The sequence below is a fragment of the Pseudomonas sp. P4_D7 genome (genome assembly GCF_056401755.1).
This window is the reverse complement of record NZ_JBFUIR010000003.1, coordinates 339,610-356,009: the sequence shown is the minus strand read 5'-3', so window position 1 is coordinate 356,009 and position 16,400 is coordinate 339,610. Positions and strand designations below refer to the sequence as shown.

Genomic DNA, 16,400 nt, shown 5'->3' with positions numbered 1-16,400 from the left:
CATGGGAAGACGACCAAGTAAACCCGGCTCGATCGCCAGGCTGCGGGAACGCAAGAAAGCCAGCGGCCGGGTGTTTTACTACTACGACACAGGCGGCAAGGACCGCAAGGAAATCCCCCTGGGCAGCGACTACGGCTTGGCGATCATGGAGTACGCGAAGCTTGAGCGTGATCGCACCGCAACCGATCTGGTCGCCAAGGTCATCACGTTCCGCTACGTCGCCGAAAAATACATGGTCGACGTCGTCCCCACCAAAGGCACAGCCACCCAGGCTGACAACAAGCGCGAGCTAAAAAACCTGATCGCTTTCTTTGATGACCCACCCGCGCCGCTGGAAACGATCGAGCCGTTGCACGTACGCCAGTACCTGACATGGCGCAAGGCCGCGCCAGTGCGCGCGAACCGGGAGAAGGCGCTGCTCAGCGCCATCTGGAATTACGCCAGGGATAAAGGCTACACCTCCCTTGCCAACCCGTGCGCTGGCATCAAGGGCAACAAGAAAACCGGGCGGGACACGTATGTCGAAGATGCGCTGTTCAAGCGTGTGCACGACAAGGCAGACGTGGGCCTACAGGACGCAATGGACCTCGCCTATCTCACCGGGCAGCGGGTGACCGATACCCGGCTGATGGACGAGCGAGACGTGCGCGACGGGCAGATTTGGGTGCTGCAGGGCAAGACAAAGGCGAAGCGTCGGATCGAGATAACGGGGGAACTGAAAGTTTTGATTGATCGAATCATGTCCCGGAAATCAGAACACAAGGTCCGCTCGACGCGGCTGATCGTTACGGAGGACGGCACACCGATGACGGTGGCGATGTTGCGCAGGAGGTTTGACTTGGCAAGGGAGGCGGCCGGCGTGCAGAAAGCTGAGTTCCAGATGCGTGACTTGCGCGCCAAGGCGGGTACCGACAAGGCAGAATCCAGCGGTGACATTCTGCAAGCCAGAGATCAACTTGGGCATACGACGGTGGTTATGACCGAGCAGTACATCCGCAATCGAAAAGGCAAAAAGGTCATGCCTACCAAGTGAATTGCGGACCAACTCTAAAATTGCGGACCAGAAACAAACAAGGGCTTGCATCAGCTTTCGCCCGCAAACCCTTGATTTAAGATGGTGCCCGAAGCCGGAATCGAACCGGCACGCCCTTACGAGCGGGGGATTTTAAGTCCCATGCGTCTACCAGTTTCGCCATTCGGGCGGTAGCGCGGTGCTGCTGTCTTCTGCTGCCCAGTCGCGATCCTGACAGGATCCAGCCTTGAACAACAGTGCGGGAAATATATACATCACTTCCCGGTGAAGCAAGTCTGCAATGAGCGTTTTTCAAGACTAAATCTTGCGGTACTTTGCAAATAAAAAAGCTGCGTAAATCATGGATCTACGGAGCTTATTTATAGTGGAGGCCGAGGTCGGAATCGAACCGGCGTAGGTGGATTTGCAATCCATCTATAAATCTCTGTAGATCAATAGCTTAACACGATATTCGTTCCGCAAGCTACTGATTTTGAACGCCATTGCGACCAAGCAAATCATGGAACCTGCCGTCACGTTGCGGAACTGATTTCCGGGATAAAAAATGCCCCATGGCTTCAAGCCTCATGACCATACCTTGAGGCTAGCGTCCCCACAATTGGAGTTGCTCGTGCGCCGCGAAATCGGCGAATGCGGCGTGTAAGTCCTCACCCTCGGTGAAGAGCTTTTTCAACAGATCATCTTTATGCATGGTTTCGATTGAAGGCTTCTCGTCGTTGACGATGTGGATCTCCTTGTCCAACATCGAGCAGTATGCAAACCAATGAGGATGTTCGATAAGACTGATGAAATCACGCCTTGGAGGATGCGCACCTGTCACTTTATCACTGATGTATTTTCGACTTTGCCACGCCAAAATATCGGCAAGTTGCAACAAGGGCTTACCCGCTTTTCCTGAGAACGTGCGCCCCGTAAACGTTGCCATCCCCGGCTTCTTGCTGAGCTTAGCTTGGGTAATTGCACGATCGGCTTCAGCTTTAAATCGGTGACCATCCTCAAGAATAACGACAACGCTTGGATCCAGGTGACCTCTTCTATCCCCTACCATGCTTAAGACGTTTATGATGCAGTTTTTAACAGCTGCGACGTAAGGATTACCGATGTCAGACCGACTGAATCTGCATACGGGAATCATTACGCAAAAACCGAAAACGGTGAATTCTTTTATAAGGCCGATCGCTTCGGTCTGAACGGCTATACAATCCTGTTTAGTGAGATGCGAAAAAATTTTTATTGCGGTGGACACATTCAACCATATGGAAAAAGGGCAAATTGTATTTTTCCAGCATGACGCGCCAGCGAGTTTCAAGCTGACGGGCTCGAACCGAGTTGATAACGTACCCCGAAACGGACAATACGAGTTCGCCATCATTGGTTCCGCTCTCATCCATATACGCTTCATATTGTTCCATCGGTTCTGCCCTATAGACCGTGGTTTTCTCAGCGTCTCAGAACGCTAAGGTTCTTATCCAATACTAATGCGATCATCCTACCTTTCATTCTCGGTTCACGGCATACGACTCTCGTGATTATTAAGATCTATAGTTGATTTTTCAGACCTCTGACATAGGATTGGCATGCCTGCAATGCGATCAGTCCACGATCACCGGAATCAGTGATGGCGATAATTCTTTGAGCATGCGCTGGGTCAAGTCGGGCTCGTACGGCTGCATGATCCACGCCGCCGGCGCCGGGGGTGGTTGGCACTCCGCAGCCTTTGGCAACGTCGGTTGCGTCGAGGAGGACTGACAGCCGTAGATCAGAAGTGGCAAGACGATCGCGCAGGCGATCTTGGTCATGTTGGGCATCGGTCATTTTCTCGAAGTGAGTTTGCTCACTGGCCGCCAGACGCTGCTCGAGCGCCAGCCGCTTGTCCTGCTCGGCTTGCTGGGCAGTCGCGGCGGCTTGGGCCAGTTGATTGAGGGATTCGGCGTGCGCCCTGGCCTGCTCAGCCAACTGCTGACCGAAGCGCCAGTCCTGAAACTGCCAAGCGCTGCCGAAGTCGGCGAGAACCAGCAACAGCACGCCGGCCAACTTCCACGGAAAGACCATTACGGCACATCCTTGAAGAAGACGTGACCGCCCAGCTTCAGGGTCTGCTTGGCCTTCGCCGACCAGCCTGGCGCCTTAATGCTGATGGCGTAGTAATGCGTGGCGCCGCCGGTAGGATCTGGCGCCTTGCCGTCGATCACTTGGTCAACAGCGATACGACATTGCGCCAACTCGCGGAACGGGATCTCCTTCACGCCGATCAAGAATTGATAGTTCGGGTCCGTCTTGTTCCAACAGCTGAACTGGTACGGCTTCTGGCACACGCCGGCATAGCCCTCCCCCCACCACGAACTGGTCTTTCCGTCGAACACGCGGTTTCGGATAGTCCAGGCAACGGCGAGTTGACCAGCAGCACCCTCGCCGCGCGCCTCCCCCCAAATCGTGCGGGCGAGCACATCGCGATCTCTCTCAGTTACTGTCATCACTTTTCTCCAGACGAAAAAAATCCCGCTCATTGGCGGGACTTTAATTTAGTTAAAAAACATCAAGAGGTATAACCAACTTTATTTGCACGCCAATCCTTCAGCATTAGAGCTCGCTTTTCAATAAGATGCCAAGATAACAAGGCAGCTATCAACGTAACAATCAATGTGCATAACAACAACCAGAAACCAGAAACACCCAAAGAATAGAACGAAAGCAGGATCGGATAATGATATATGTAAATCCCAAAACACGGATCACCTACCTTCTCCTTAAACGAAGCGAACAACGGCCTCGAATAAAACGCAATAGAAACTACGCCATAGGCTACCGGCAACCCTATAACTGACGAATATAAAATCTCATTCAGACCAAGATTTCTAAGAACATAGGATAATCCCAGACAGAAAAAGCCACCCCCTGTAGACCACCATATTTTATCTCTGAATAGATACAACAAAGAACCACATATGAAGCATAACGCAACTTGGTAGAATCTTAATTGGTAAGAATTGAAATAGCGACTAAGGCATACCGACAAAATCACCAATGATATCAATACCGAGAAAGCTCTCAACCTTGTTGCGTAAACGCCAAAAGCAAATAAAACAGCTAAGGATGCGTAGAGGACTTCCTCGACGCTCAAGCTCCAGAGCGGTGGATTCACTTCTGTCGAAGGAACCCCAGCGAAAAGGGAGACCCAGTCAACCAGGGCGCCATACACAGAGCCACCAAGAACATAGACTAACAACAGGGAGAGGATGAAAGCAGGGAAAATTCTCAAAAACCGTTTCCATGCAAAATGAAGGTAACCTCTAGACCTCATCATGCTTTCAGTTATCAAATATCCAGAGAGCGCAATAAATGATGGTACCCATGGAAGCTGTGGAATGCTTACCCCCATAAGCCAGAAAGAATGGCCAGCTAGAACTCCTAATGCAAGGAATGTCCTTAGAATATCAAGGTTGTTTTTTTGCAAAATAGCTTCCCTGCGGTGACCAGATGAGCATTAAAACCGCGATACTCTACACGGTAGACAGTCGTAAATCTAGCTTGGGACCTGCGGCCACACCGGTGAACTCGACGTCAAATCTATTTGATTTACTTCCAATCTGTATTTCTTCCAGCTAATCAAGGCCTCCGCTTGGTGCTCAGTGGCGCTGCCCAAATCAATGGCATCTTGCAACACCGCAATCTCAACGCTTGCACGAGACACAAGTAAATCTCGCATTGATACATTTGAACTGAGAACTTCACCAGGCGACTGCGAGTGATTTTTTGGCTGGATAAAAACTCCACCCCTGAAACTCCAAAGACACTCTGGCAGTGGATTAACGGCTGTTACATCAACTAAACTACTGACAAACTCCGGAGTAAACCTGTTCTCAATTAAAACTTCTTCGCCAGACTCATCAACAACAGGGAGAAATACTTCTTGAACAGTATTATTTGCAATACTCGCGTAAATTTTCATCAGGACAACTCCCATACCGCAATCATTCCATCCTTGCCTCTACCGCCGCTTCGGCTCGCACCATTGCTAGTGCACCCGCCTCCACCACCTGAACCTGGAGAAATGCCATCTGATCCAACTTGATTGATCAGGGCACCGTTTCCGCCACCACTGCCACCAGTCATCGGAGATCCGCCGCCTGCCCCAGATAGAATGTCGGTTATTGAAAATCCAGCGCCTCCAGGGCTACCAGTTGTATTCAAAATGTTGCCGCCAGTCGCAATGCCATTGGCTAACGCCCCTGCCTTCATCAATGGCGGCGCTGCAGGACCATGCCCCACCGCCCCAAACCCGCCTGGTGCGGTCATCAACGATCCGAAAGAAGTTGCACCTCCTGAGCCTCCCGGCCCACTAGTGCCACCCGCTCCACCTGCGCCGACAGTGATCGAAACAGAGGAACCAATGACCGCGGCGCTGAATCTTCCTTCAGCGTAACTGCCAGAACCGCCGCCGCCCGGGATGCTGACCTGACCAGATCCGGAAGCTGCGGCAAAGCCGCCGCCGCCTCCCCCTCCAACAAGTTTCACAATGACTTCTTTCATCCCACCTGTAGGTACATAAGTGGACGGCCCTGCCGCAGCGGACACGCGCACCGCGATCAAACGACCCGGTGTTACGCCCGCACTGACTACAACGGCTTTGATTGCCGCCAGCAATTGAGTGTTGTCTTCTTCTCGGGGAGTTAGCCCAGCAGCACTAATAACGCGGAGGATTTCTTCAGTGACGGCATTACCCCACTGCGCAGGAATAAGCGAGCCTGGCGTGCCCGCCAGAGGATCCTCATCTACGAATTTGCCACCTATCAGCCCAACACTGGGCACACTAATCGGATAATCCACAGTTTTACCTCTCAGTCATAATTGATGTGTACGACGGTGTGCGCCGGTGCGGGACGGCGAATCGAACATTCGAGCGGGTCGCCAGGGTTCGTACCAAAGCGCTCCCCCCAGTAGCTGACACCGAAACGGCGACCTTTCCGCTGCCGGCCTCCGGTATTCAGCGTCCACATGAACTGCGCGCGCCACGTTCCGAAATGCGCAGAGCCAAAACGAGACCGCCCCATACGGGGCGCTCGGTGCTCGGTGATGGTGGCGTCCGGGTAGCCTTGGCTCACCGCGATTTCAATGAAATACGCCCTGCTCTGCTCACCCACCTCTACGAGCCGGCGCCGAACGGCCAGGCGGCGATCCTCAAAAGCTGGGTTCGGCCCCAGACAAGGATCCGGCAGGTTCATCACTGCCTCCCAATCCGGTACCAACTCGCTGACGCCAGAAGGATCCATCTCGTTCAGCAGGTCGACTGCTCGGGCATCGAGGCGTGAAAACTCAACAGCGACCCCCTTGAGCATCAGGTCGATTTCTGGAACCAACTCGGGATCCCATGCCGGCCCGGCAGGCAACAGCCCCCGAAGCTGGACGCGGTACTGATCGGCGGTTCTAGCTACAACCATGTGATGCCTCCAAAGGTCAGCAGCTCATTGGCAGTAGCGATCACATCGGCGGACGGGACAGTCAACGAGTGATCGGTTTCCCCTGCGGCGCCGCTGACAGCCTCCCGAATGTGGCTGATAAGCAGCTTGTCGCCCAGCCCGGCCTCGCGTTCGTGCAGATCCTTCAGGCTTGCCGTGATGGCTGCGCGCACCGAAGTTGTGTCGGGTACGGGGTGGATGCTGTACAGCACAGCTTTCAGCGTCGGGGGCAACACGTAGAACTCGGCTGTCACAGGCCGCAACGGCTCGATGTAGTCCTTGATTTTCTGCAACTGCGCCGGGTTTGGCACAGGTACTGGATCGTTTGTCCCGCATTACAAAGAGTCCGACTGTGCCTGGGCCGAGGTAATTGCCACGACACCATGCTCTGGTTACGCCGGGAAACTCCAACGCCCATGTCTCGTAATCGTCCACCGTACCGCCATGCGGGATAACGCGGTAGGAGCGGATCACCCGGGCACGGAGCGATTCGAGGCTTTCTTTTTCGATACCGCCGGAAAGCCTCGGGGCAATAACGGTGAATGCGTTGGTCACGCCGGCTACCGGTTGTACAAGTGTCAGCTGAAGGCCGGCATCAGCATTGCCGAGTACCCCCCCCTCCACCGCCTCAATCGTGGTGGTGTTGAGGCCAGCAATTGTCGTGACACTAGTGGTCACGCGGTACATGCGGCCGTCACCAGCTTGTAAAACCACATCAACATCGAGCACGGCGCCGGCGGCAGCACTGAAGCTTACGCTGCCCTCTGCTGGTTGCGCAGCGTTGCGCGGCCGATTCAAGCGTAGCGCTGCAATACGCTCGAGGGTTTCTTCGTCGGCTTTGTCGGGCAGGATCTGTTCGGCAATCCAATCGAGATAGCCGTAAAAACCGTAGGCCGTGCCACTCAGCGTCCGCGCCAGCACCTGTGCATCGGAACGCCGTAGCGCTTCGCTGGCCAGATCGCTTTGCGTGCGGCTGATGAGGACCGGCAGTGAAGGTGTTTCAAACGGCATAGATCACCTGCCAGGAAGAAAGAGGTTTGATTTCGATGCGGTCGCCGCTTGGCACCGTGATGATGACCTTCAGGTCGAGGCGGCTGATATCAGCTTTCTCACTGGTGATCTCGATCGCGATCGCGTGGCCGTCGTCCAGAAGCCATCGCAGGGCTTCGTTCGCGTAGAACTCCGCATCGCGCTGCGTGGCGTCAGTCAGCTTCACACGGCGCAACAGCCAGAGGCGCGAGCCAATACGGTCGTCTGCAATGTTCGGGTAGCTGTCGCCCCACCAGCCGAACAGCTCTTCATCGTCCACAGGGTCATCGGTCAGTGCTCGGCGCCAGGTAAACAGGCTGATCAGCACCGCGCGGGTCAGCGTTGATTCACGCTCGTCAGAAAAGATCATCAGCCCCCCGCTGCGGGTGGCCCGCTGTTGCCGCTACACGCTCAACGACAGCGGGATGATCACCACGCTGGAGGTTGGCCCGCCCGACGCGTACGAGCCGGAGCCAAATGACCCACACAAAGATCGCAAGCTAAAGAAGGGCGGCAAGGCCGACAACTTCGAATACCTCATCCCCGCAGACTACGAGCCCAAAAAATGAGCCTGAAAAGCATGATGGCGCGCGGCACGGTTGTGCTGGCGGCGGCCGGGAAGATGATGCAGTCGCTGCAGGTGAGGCTGACCGCCGGCGAGCTAAAGGATAACGTCGAGCACTTCGAGCCATACGGTCTGACCAGCAATCCATTGCCGGGCGCCGAGGTGCTCACCATGTTCCTGGGGGGCGACCGCTCCCACGCGGTTGTCGTGGTTGCCGCTGACCGCCGTTACCGAATCACGGAGCTGAAACCGGACGAAGTGGCTATCTACACCGACGAAGGCGACAAGATCCATTTTAAGCGTGGCCGAATCATCGATATCGAAACCGCCACGCTGAACATCAAGGCAACGACCGCGGTGAACTTTGACACGCCGGTCATCAACCAAACGGGGAAACTCGTCTCGACAGGAGATCAGGTCGCTGGCGGCGTCAGCCAGATTCATCACGTCCACACCAACGTCCAGGCGGGCATCGTCACCATCAAGGGCACGCCGTACGTGATCGTCGACATCTGCCTGCGGATGCTGCAACCGGCCGAGTTGTACAAAGCCCAGGGCTTCCCCGCCGACTACATCATCAGCCACGGAGCCGACGGCAAACCGTCCACCAAGACCCAACAGGTGCACATGTGTGGCAACAGCGTCAGCCCACCGCCGATGGCCGCACTCGCATATGCGAACAACCCGTGGCGACAGACTGAGAAATTGCAGGAGGCCGCATGACAGCTCTACGCAGGACCGTTCGAATTCGCCGCGGCCAAATGCCGCCACTGGATCTCGTCACCATTTGCGATAAGTGCAACAAGTCGCGAGCGCACGGGAACCACGATAAATGCAGCAAACAACGCCAAGTTGAAGGCATCGCTAGACGGGAGGCAATCGATGGAATTTCAAAGTGAAACTCTTACTGACGATGAGCTGGCCACTATCACCGGCTACAAAATCCCGTCCTGCCAACGCCAGTGGCTGACGAACAACCACTGGGAGTTCGTTGTAACCGGCGCTCAGCGCCCAGTTGTAGGCCGGGTTTATGCCCGCCTGAAACTGGCGGGGGTCTCCGACCCTGAAAATCCTTAGGATGCGGAACACCTGACAAAAGTTGCGGAACACCCCACTTTTGCACAGGCAAGAAAAAACCCCGTAGATCACTGATCTACGGGGTTTTTAAGAGTGGAGGCCGAGGTCGGAATCGAACCGGCGTAGGTGGATTTGCAATCCACTGCATAACCATTTTGCTACTCGGCCTCAAAGTATCTGCTGTCAGTAGCACAACAACAAACACTGTACAAACTTGGAGCGGGAAACGAGACTCGAACTCGCGACCCCGACCTTGGCAAGGTCGTGCTCTACCAACTGAGCTATTCCCGCTTGGTGATGCGCATTCTATAGAATTAAGAAGCTCCGTCAACCCCTTGATTCAAAAAAGTTTTATTTCTTTTCAACATCAGTCTTCAGGTGCGGCCAGGCGGCGCGCAGGTACTGCACCATCGACCACAAGGTCAGGCCGGCAGAGACCATCAGCAAGGCATAACCCAAGATAACCCAGAAACTGAAGTCCTTCGGGTTGGCCAACAGAATGACCAGCGCAAGCATCTGCGCCGCGGTTTTCCACTTGCCCAGATTTGAAACGGCTACGTGGGCACGAGCACCAAGCTCGGCCATCCACTCACGCAATGCCGACACCACAATCTCGCGACCGATGATGACAGCAGCCGGCAGAGTGAGCCAGAGATTGCCGTGTTCTTGAACGAGCAGCACCAGTGCCACTGCAACCATGAGCTTGTCGGCTACCGGATCGAGAAACGCCCCGAACGGAGTGCTTTGCTCCAGACGGCGAGCCAGATAACCGTCCAGCCAATCCGTCGCTGCCGCAAAGGCAAACACCGAGGCGGAGGCCATGTAACTCCACTGATAAGGCAGATAGAACAGCAAAATGAAGATCGGAATGAGCAGGACGCGTAGAACGGTAATCAGATTAGGGATATTCATCGGCACAACTGGCTACGAGGTGAAGGGGCATTCTACTCGCTATGCAGGTTCGCATAAATCGACTCTGCGAGCTTTTTACTGATCCCCGGGGCTTTGGCGATCTCTTCGATGCTTGCACGAGTCAGCTCCTGCAATCCACCAAAATGTTTCAACAAGTCGCGACGTCGGGTCGGCCCAACGCCGGCAACGCCTTCCAGCGTTGACGTACGGCGGGTTTTGCCTCGGCGTGCGCGGTGTCCGGTAATCGCGAAGCGGTGCGCCTCATCGCGAATCTGTTGAATCAAGTGCAGCGCCGGCGAGTCGCCACGCAAGGTGAACTCATGCGCCGCATCATTCAGATACAACGTTTCGAAGCCCGCCTTGCGAGTAGCGCCTTTGGCAACACCGAGCAGAATCAGATCTGGTACGGCCAACTCGTTGAGAACATCGCGAGCCATCGACAGCTGGCCCTTGCCACCGTCCACCAGCAAGATGTCTGGCAACTTGCCCTCGCCTTCCTTGAGTTTGCTGAAGCGTCGCGTCAAGGCCTGATGCATGGCGGCATAGTCGTCACCCGCCGTGACCCCTTCGATGTTATAGCGCCGGTAGTCCGACTTGATCGCGCCTTCCGGGCCAAAGACCACACAGGAAGCAACCGTCGCCTCACCGCTGGAATGGCTGATGTCGTAGCATTCCAGGCGCTGCGGCGGTTCATCGAGATTCAACACTTCGGCCAAGGCTTCAAAGCGCGCGGCGGTGTGTTGGCGGTTGGCCAGGCGTGCGCCCAACGCCTGCTCGGCGTTGGTGACGGCCAGTTGCTGCCAGCGTGCCCGCGTACCGCGCACCCGGTGACTGATGGCAAGCTCGCGACCACGCAACTCATGGATCGCTTCGATCAACGTTGGAAAATCTTCATGCACCACGTTGACGATCAGTTCGCTCGGCAAATCGCGCTCAGGGCTGCTGATGAAATACTGGCCAAGAAACGCGGCCATGACTTCCGACACGTCCTCCTCGATGCCGACTTGCGGAAAGAAATTCTTGCTCCCCAACACGCGCCCGCCACGCACACTGATCAGGTGCACGCAGGCGCCACCCGGGTTGACGAATGCCGCGATGACATCGATGTCCCCTGTGCCGCCTTCCATGCTTTGTTGATCCTGAACCCTGCGCAGCAGCGCGATCTGGTCACGCAACTCGGCGGCTCGTTCGAACTCCAGGTTGATCGCCGCCTCCTCCATCGCCGTGGACAGCTCGTTGGTCAGCGCGTGACTGCGCCCCTCAAGAAACATGACCGAGTGGCGCACGTCTTCGGCATACACGTCAGGCTCGACCAGCCCCACGCAAGGCGCCTTGCAGCGCTTGATCTGATACTGCAGACATGGACGGGTACGGTTCTTGTAGTAGCTGTCTTCACACTGCCGAACGAAGAAGGTCTTTTGCAGCAGACTCAGGCTTTCACGTATGGCGCCGGCACTCGGATAGGGACCGAAGTACTTGCCCTTGGCCTTTTTGGCCCCGCGATGAATGCTCAGGCGCGGAAACTGGCCGTCGGACAGAAACACATAGGGATAGGATTTGTCGTCGCGCAGCAGGATATTGTACGGCGGTCGCCACTCCTTGATCAGCGTCTGCTCAAGCAGCAGCGCTTCGGTTTCGTTGGCGGTGATGGTCGTTTCGACCTGCGCAATGCGCCCCACCAACGCGGCAGTCTTCGGCGCCAGGCCGGTTTTGCGAAAGTAGCTGGCCAGGCGTTTTTTCAGGTTCTTGGCCTTGCCCACGTACAACAGGCGTGCATCGCTGTCGAACATGCGATAGACGCCTGGGCGCCCGCTGACTGTCGACAGAAACGCGCCGGAATCGAATGTTTCAGTCATGGTCAGAGGCTGGCATCAACCATGCCGTGACGAACCGCCAACAGGGTCAACTCGACATCGCTGCTGATCGAAAGCTTCTCGAAAATACGATAGCGGTAGGTGTTCACGGTTTTCGGCGACAGGCACAATTTGTCGGAAATGATCTGAACCTTCTGACAGCCGACAATCATCAAGGCGATCTGAATTTCGCGCTCGGACAAGGCATCGAAGGGAGAGTCGTTGGAGGGCTGGAAGGATTTGATCGCCAATTGCTGGGCAATCTGCGGACTGATATAGCGTTGGCCGGCAAATACCAGGCGAATCGCCTGGACCATTTCCGGCAAACCCGCGCCCTTGGTCAGATAACCCGCAGCACCGGCCTGCAACAAGCGTGTCGGGAAAGGATCCTCCTCACACACCGTGACCGCGACCACCTTGATATCCGGATGACTGCGCAACAGTTTGCGCGTGGCTTCCAGGCCGCCGATGCCAGGCATCTTGACGTCCATCAGCACCACATCGGGCTTCAACTCTCGAGCCTTGATCAGAGACTCTTCCCCGGATTCGGCCTGGCCAACCACCTGCAAGCCATCGATATCGGCCAGCATACGTGTAATGCCTGTACGAACGAGATCATGGTCATCGACCACTAGCACCCTAATCAAGCAGACACCTCGCGATATGGTCATATTGGGATGCCGGACACCTTAGCAAAAAGTGCCACGCAGACCTAGCGGAAAGCGTCATTTAAAAAGTTTCAATTCATCATTGAAGGCTTGCCGGCCGTGGGTTTCAGAGCACATGTGTACTGATATCAAGCTGCATTCGCAGAAAACACTCGTCCGCGCCCTGAACCTGTAGTCCTTTTCTCTCATACAAGTTTCTCGCCGGATTATTTTCAAATACGGTCAGGCGTAGAGCCGGGCGTCTTTCTTTGCGGACCATGTCGATAACCTGATCGATCGCCCAAGAACCAGCGCCCTGCCCCTGATGCGTTTCAGCAACCTGCAGTTCACGAATGTACAGCGCGCGCATATCCCGACTGAGACTGAGAAAGCCCACTGGCACATCACCCGTCACTATCAGCCAGTTTTGCCGCCCCAACCATGCCACGTCGAACGCTTCGTCCTGCCATAGCAGGTCATGGCGAATGTAGTAGCGCAGCATGTTCTGACAGGTAAGATCACGGGCAAACGCCAGATCTTCTGGAACCGCCAATCGTAAGTGGAATGTCATCAGGCTTGCACAACAGGAACAATTCGCCCCAGCCACGCACCCACGACGCGCTCGGCCTTGACCAACAGATCATCGGCAATGAGCAGAGACTGAGCAGCAGCAATGTTTTGTGTCGACACGGTTCATCCTTGGTCATCAAGCGAAATGCAGAATGTCACAACTCCAGCGCGACGCTAGCAATAGATGCTTTGTTGATTACGCGATAGCAATTTCTRATTGCTGAGGCGTATCGCCCTCTAGTAAGCTCGGCCCATTCATTGGAGACAGACCATGTTCAACGCCCTCTTACAGCTTCGTACCGCCAGCGCCTTGCGCTCGGTTGCGGCTGCCCGGGTGAATGACGTTTGCGCTCCGGTCAGCTTTTATTTTGGGTATTGGTTTAGCCACTGGCGCGCCTGATACCCAAACGGCRCCCATAACAACGGGTCGCCTACCAGAGAATTCTCAACCCCCGGTCGGCCTCCCGACCGGGGGTTTTGTTTTTTCAGCCCCAAACTTTTCAGCAACACACCAGACACTTTGAGGATTCACGAAATGAACTACGCCACTTATTACCGTTACGACAGCTTTAACGCCTGGCGATTTACCAGCTTCCGCTCGGGACAGCCTGCCGCCTCCGATCGGTCACCTACAGGTGGCAAGCACACACACGTAGCCAATACGGCCAATTGTCGAACACCCCAGTAGGGCCGAGCGAGCGGGAGAACCCGCCGCCAGCCCAGGAAGACCGAATATGAACTCGTCCGTTTCTGCTCTGCCGCTGTCCACCCTGAATCCTGCCAACGAAGCATTGACTCTGCGTCTGCCCAGCTCGTTGCAACTCAAACAGCAATTGCCCCTGAGCAATGCCTTGAGCCAGCAAGTCACCGCCCACCGTCAGGCGGTTCGCGCCATTCTCAACGGCCAGGATCAGCGCCTGCTGGTCATCGTCGGGCCCTGCTCTATCCATGATCCGCAATCCGCACTCGAATACGCTGGCAAGCTCGCTCGACTGGCTGAGGAAGTCAGCGGCGAAATGCTGTTGGTGATGCGAGCCTATGTCGAAAAACCGCGCACCACGGTCGGCTGGAAAGGTCTGGCCTACGACCCGCATCTGGATGGCAGTGATGACATGGCTGGCGGCCTTACGCTTTCGCGTGAGCTGATGCTGGAAATGATCCGCCTCGGCCTGCCGGTGGCCACCGAGCTGCTGCAACCCATGGCTGCCGGTTACTTCGATGATCTGTTGAGCTGGGTGGCCATTGGCGCGCGTACCACTGAATCGCAGATCCATCGGGAGATGGCCAGCGGATTGGGCATGCCCGTCGGCTTCAAGAACGGCACCGACGGCGGTGCCGCCATTGCAGTTGACGCCATGCGTTCGGCAGCCCATCCGCACCGGCATTTCGGCGTCGATAGTCAGGGCCATCCAGCCACCATTCAAACGCCAGGCAACCCCGACACCCACCTCGTTCTGCGCGGCGGCCATAAAGGGCCGAACCATGATCGCGAGAGCGTGGCCAAAATCCATGCCGACCTGGATCGCCTGAAGATTCCGAGCCGGATCATGGTCGATTGCAGCCACGCCAACAGTGGCAAGGACCCGCTACGCCAGCCTGGCGTCTTCAACCAAGTGCTTGAGCAACGCCTGCAAGGTGACCGTTCTCTGATCGGCATGATGATCGAGTCTCACCTGTTCGAGGGCTGCCAGCCGCTGAGCGAATCCCTGCGTTACGGGGTTTCGATTACCGATGGCTGCCTCGGTTTCAGCGCAACGGAGCGTTTGCTGCTGGACGCCTCTCAACGCCTCAGTACACAGACAAAAGGCTGATTATCCGGCCAGCCCCGCGGATTTATTGCAAACCGCAGGGCTGGTCACGCCGCGTTACCCCTCCACTCGCACCTGTGTGGCCGCAGACGTCTGACTGACATCGTCCAGACGTTCAACCGTGTAGGCCACCCGCACGGTCGTGCCATGGTGCTCACGCCAGAATCGGTGCGGCACAATGAAGATCAGCGGCTTCCCCGCCGTCTCCCGAGTGATTTCACGGTCATCCCGATGATTGAACAGTTCCCCGTCGCACTTGAGATAGACCAACTCGCCTTCCTGCGTCCGGGCATTACCGATCACGATGGTGACGCCATCGACGGAGTCCTCTTTCAACAGCACGCCGTCTTCAGCTTCAAGTACATCGGGAGCCTCAAGCTCTCCCCGCAGGAACGGGGTAACGAGAATTCTTGCCGCCTCGGACTCGCGAATGACTCCGCCCGCCTGCTCGACCTGATAGCGCACCACCACCTCGCCGCCGAGATGAGCAGCGATGTGCGCCCCTTCAACCCAGAATGACAGTACGTCTGCGACAGCAAAGGCTTCGACCTTCAAGCTGTCGCTGAACGTTGCGGACAATGCGTCAGCGCCCCACAGCAACGTGACTCGATCCCCCGCCGCCATTCGGGCATAAGGCTGGAGCACGATAAGCGTGCCGTCCGGCACCCGCGCCGGATCCAGCGCCCCTCCGATGGCCCCCTCGACAATCGGTGCAAGCAATTGTTGCCGGACATCACCCACGGACAAATGCACACGGGCAGACACCGCCGGTTCAGCCGAGCGCGCACTGAGCAGTTTCCAGTAGACCGCCAGCGAACCGCCATCCAGTGCAGCGATGTGCAGGCCTTTGATCACGAAAACGATGTCTTTGCCGACCTGGGCTTCGCTGATATAGCGAACCATTTCATGCTGATAAGCAAAGCCCTCTATGTCCAGACCGTCCCAACTCAAGAGCAACTGATCGCCGCAGCTCATGTTTGCATAAGGAGCAATACGGACAACGACCTTGCCCAGCGATGGATCAAGCACCGCCCCCTTCAGACTATCAACGATTGCCGCTGGCAGCAGTTCGTTCGAAACACAGGGGCTGGCGGGGTGGCGCATCCGGTAGCAAAACTCGACTTCGTGCGTGTGCATTAGTGGCTCCATTCCTTGGAAAGAACGCCGCTTTCATGGGCGGCGTCGACAGCCAACATTGAACGCTATTGCGCACACTTTCGATGTCAGCCTCAGCCGCCGCGAACACCCGGCAAAGGCCTCCCACCGGGTAGGCAAACTACGCAAAAACGCCATCAACCGAGCGAAAGATGTCCTCAACTTCCGATTCGGATTTCATAAGTATCTGAAAATTCGTACAGCCACTAGTCCAGATTCAACGGCCAAGAGAAGCCCCTTCTTACTTCTTCAACGGGATGAGTGTTTTAGAGTGGCCTCCGGATTCCCCGATGAA

The 16,400-nt window shown here is 56.0% G+C and carries 18 protein-coding genes, 3 tRNA genes and 1 pseudogene; 5 read left to right on the top strand and 17 right to left on the bottom strand.

From position 1 onward, the window contains the following. Position 1 precedes the first annotated feature (1 nt). Positions 2-1,033 (top strand): site-specific integrase, encoded by a 1,032-nt coding sequence (locus tag AC1DVF_RS04585; protein ID WP_477782091.1) that lies wholly within the window; start codon positions 2-4, stop codon positions 1,031-1,033. An 82-nt stretch (positions 1,034-1,115) separates the two neighbouring features. On the opposite strand, the gene AC1DVF_RS04580 is transcribed toward AC1DVF_RS04585, so the two are convergent. From AC1DVF_RS04580 to AC1DVF_RS04535, 10 genes and pseudogenes are all read right to left on the bottom strand, one after another. Continuing rightward, positions 1,116-1,202, bottom strand: a tRNA-Leu gene (locus tag AC1DVF_RS04580). A 414-nt stretch (positions 1,203-1,616) separates the two neighbouring features. After that, positions 1,617-2,342: a hypothetical protein gene (locus tag AC1DVF_RS04575; RefSeq protein WP_477782090.1), complete on the bottom strand. Its 726-nt coding sequence runs from the start codon at positions 2,340-2,342 to the stop codon at positions 1,617-1,619. Positions 2,343-2,572: 230 nt separating this feature from the next. Beyond that, positions 2,573-3,085 (bottom strand): lysis system i-spanin subunit Rz, encoded by a 513-nt coding sequence (locus AC1DVF_RS04570; RefSeq protein WP_477782089.1) that lies wholly within the window; start codon positions 3,083-3,085, stop codon positions 2,573-2,575. Then, entirely contained in the window at positions 3,085-3,507 is a 423-nt protein-coding gene (locus tag AC1DVF_RS04565; RefSeq protein WP_477782088.1) for a cell wall hydrolase, read from the bottom strand. Before AC1DVF_RS04565 ends, AC1DVF_RS04570 begins: the two co-directional genes overlap by 1 nt. 62 nt (positions 3,508-3,569) lie before the next feature. After that, positions 3,570-4,487, bottom strand: a complete 918-nt coding sequence (locus AC1DVF_RS04560) for an acyltransferase family protein (RefSeq protein WP_477782087.1) — start codon at positions 4,485-4,487, stop codon at positions 3,570-3,572. 69 nt (positions 4,488-4,556) lie between these two features. Further along, positions 4,557-4,982, bottom strand: a complete 426-nt coding sequence (locus AC1DVF_RS04555) for a tail fiber assembly protein (protein ID WP_477782086.1) — start codon at positions 4,980-4,982, stop codon at positions 4,557-4,559. After that, entirely contained in the window at positions 4,982-5,860 is an 879-nt protein-coding gene (locus AC1DVF_RS04550) for a glycine-rich domain-containing protein (protein ID WP_477782085.1), read from the bottom strand. The genes AC1DVF_RS04555 and AC1DVF_RS04550 overlap by 1 nt, the downstream gene beginning before the upstream one ends. A gap of 11 nt (positions 5,861-5,871) precedes the next feature. Further along, positions 5,872-6,471: a YmfQ family protein gene (locus AC1DVF_RS04545; protein ID WP_477782084.1), complete on the bottom strand. Its 600-nt coding sequence runs from the start codon at positions 6,469-6,471 to the stop codon at positions 5,872-5,874. After that, a pseudogene (locus AC1DVF_RS04540) lies at positions 6,462-7,500 on the bottom strand (baseplate J/gp47 family protein). The gene AC1DVF_RS04545 and the pseudogene AC1DVF_RS04540 overlap by 10 nt, the downstream one beginning before the upstream one ends. Then, complete coding sequence (locus tag AC1DVF_RS04535; protein ID WP_477782083.1) at positions 7,490-7,888, bottom strand: phage GP46 family protein; 399 nt, start codon at positions 7,886-7,888, stop codon at positions 7,490-7,492. The pseudogene AC1DVF_RS04540 and the gene AC1DVF_RS04535 overlap by 11 nt, the downstream one beginning before the upstream one ends. Positions 7,889-7,943: 55 nt before the next feature. Between AC1DVF_RS04535 and AC1DVF_RS04530 the strand changes: the two genes are divergently transcribed. From AC1DVF_RS04530 to AC1DVF_RS04520, 3 genes are all read left to right on the top strand, one after another. Next, positions 7,944-8,087, top strand: coding sequence for a hypothetical protein (locus AC1DVF_RS04530; RefSeq protein ID WP_477782082.1), 144 nt, complete (start codon positions 7,944-7,946; stop codon positions 8,085-8,087). After that, positions 8,084-8,806 carry a phage baseplate assembly protein V gene (locus tag AC1DVF_RS04525; protein WP_477782081.1) on the top strand — a complete coding sequence of 241 codons (723 nt, stop codon included), beginning with the start codon at positions 8,084-8,086 and terminating at the stop codon, positions 8,804-8,806. Before AC1DVF_RS04530 ends, AC1DVF_RS04525 begins: the two co-directional genes overlap by 4 nt. Before the next feature lie 159 nt (positions 8,807-8,965). Further along, positions 8,966-9,160, top strand: a complete 195-nt coding sequence (locus tag AC1DVF_RS04520; RefSeq protein WP_477782080.1) for a DUF4224 domain-containing protein — start codon at positions 8,966-8,968, stop codon at positions 9,158-9,160. Positions 9,161-9,254: 94 nt separating this feature from the next. On the opposite strand, the gene AC1DVF_RS04515 is transcribed toward AC1DVF_RS04520, so the two are convergent. From AC1DVF_RS04515 to AC1DVF_RS04490, 6 genes are all read right to left on the bottom strand, one after another. Continuing rightward, positions 9,255-9,328, bottom strand: a tRNA-Cys gene (locus AC1DVF_RS04515). Positions 9,329-9,375: 47 nt separating this feature from the next. Beyond that, positions 9,376-9,451: transfer RNA gene (locus AC1DVF_RS04510), tRNA-Gly, on the bottom strand. 60 nt (positions 9,452-9,511) lie between these two features. Continuing rightward, positions 9,512-10,072, bottom strand: coding sequence for a CDP-diacylglycerol--glycerol-3-phosphate 3-phosphatidyltransferase (gene pgsA / locus AC1DVF_RS04505; RefSeq protein WP_007950102.1), 561 nt, complete (start codon positions 10,070-10,072; stop codon positions 9,512-9,514). A gap of 32 nt (positions 10,073-10,104) precedes the next feature. Next, positions 10,105-11,928, bottom strand: a complete 1,824-nt coding sequence (uvrC, locus tag AC1DVF_RS04500; RefSeq protein ID WP_093430986.1) for an excinuclease ABC subunit UvrC — start codon at positions 11,926-11,928, stop codon at positions 10,105-10,107. Between the two features lie 2 nt (positions 11,929-11,930). Further along, positions 11,931-12,572, bottom strand: coding sequence for a response regulator transcription factor GacA (gene gacA / locus AC1DVF_RS04495; protein ID WP_016984198.1), 642 nt, complete (start codon positions 12,570-12,572; stop codon positions 11,931-11,933). A 127-nt stretch (positions 12,573-12,699) separates the two neighbouring features. Then, positions 12,700-13,143, bottom strand: a complete 444-nt coding sequence (locus tag AC1DVF_RS04490) for a GNAT family N-acetyltransferase (RefSeq protein ID WP_477782079.1) — start codon at positions 13,141-13,143, stop codon at positions 12,700-12,702. A 733-nt stretch (positions 13,144-13,876) separates the two neighbouring features. Between AC1DVF_RS04490 and AC1DVF_RS04485 the strand changes: the two genes are divergently transcribed. After that, positions 13,877-14,953: a 3-deoxy-7-phosphoheptulonate synthase gene (locus AC1DVF_RS04485; RefSeq protein WP_477782078.1), complete on the top strand. Its 1,077-nt coding sequence runs from the start codon at positions 13,877-13,879 to the stop codon at positions 14,951-14,953. A 54-nt stretch (positions 14,954-15,007) separates the two neighbouring features. Here AC1DVF_RS04485 and AC1DVF_RS04480 read toward each other — a convergent pair whose 3' ends face one another. Further along, a complete protein-coding gene (locus AC1DVF_RS04480; RefSeq protein WP_460091154.1) occupies positions 15,008-16,087 on the bottom strand; it encodes a hypothetical protein in 1,080 nt (359 codons plus the stop codon). Positions 16,088-16,400: the final 313 nt, after the last annotated feature.

Bases quoted from the DNA above. Each gene is read 5' to 3' on its own strand.
- pgsA (WP_007950102.1), bottom strand. From the start codon at position 10,072: ATGAATATCCCTAATCTGATTACCGTTCTACGCGTCCTGCTCATTCCG.
- AC1DVF_RS04570 (WP_477782089.1), bottom strand. From the start codon at position 3,085: ATGGTCTTTCCGTGGAAGTTGGCCGGCGTGCTGTTGCTGGTTCTCGCC.
- AC1DVF_RS04480 (WP_460091154.1), bottom strand. From the start codon at position 16,087: ATGCACACGCACGAAGTCGAGTTTTGCTACCGGATGCGCCACCCCGCC.
- uvrC (WP_093430986.1), bottom strand. From the start codon at position 11,928: ATGACTGAAACATTCGATTCCGGCGCGTTTCTGTCGACAGTCAGCGGG.
- AC1DVF_RS04490 (WP_477782079.1), bottom strand. From the start codon at position 13,143: ATGACATTCCACTTACGATTGGCGGTTCCAGAAGATCTGGCGTTTGCC.
- AC1DVF_RS04520 (WP_477782080.1), top strand. From the start codon at position 8,966: ATGGAATTTCAAAGTGAAACTCTTACTGACGATGAGCTGGCCACTATC.
- AC1DVF_RS04525 (WP_477782081.1), top strand. From the start codon at position 8,084: ATGAGCCTGAAAAGCATGATGGCGCGCGGCACGGTTGTGCTGGCGGCG.
- AC1DVF_RS04530 (WP_477782082.1), top strand. From the start codon at position 7,944: ATGATCACCACGCTGGAGGTTGGCCCGCCCGACGCGTACGAGCCGGAG.
- AC1DVF_RS04585 (WP_477782091.1), top strand. From the start codon at position 2: ATGGGAAGACGACCAAGTAAACCCGGCTCGATCGCCAGGCTGCGGGAA.
- AC1DVF_RS04485 (WP_477782078.1), top strand. From the start codon at position 13,877: ATGAACTCGTCCGTTTCTGCTCTGCCGCTGTCCACCCTGAATCCTGCC.
- AC1DVF_RS04545 (WP_477782084.1), bottom strand. From the start codon at position 6,471: ATGGTTGTAGCTAGAACCGCCGATCAGTACCGCGTCCAGCTTCGGGGG.
- AC1DVF_RS04565 (WP_477782088.1), bottom strand. From the start codon at position 3,507: ATGACAGTAACTGAGAGAGATCGCGATGTGCTCGCCCGCACGATTTGG.
- AC1DVF_RS04555 (WP_477782086.1), bottom strand. From the start codon at position 4,982: ATGAAAATTTACGCGAGTATTGCAAATAATACTGTTCAAGAAGTATTT.
- AC1DVF_RS04535 (WP_477782083.1), bottom strand. From the start codon at position 7,888: ATGATCTTTTCTGACGAGCGTGAATCAACGCTGACCCGCGCGGTGCTG.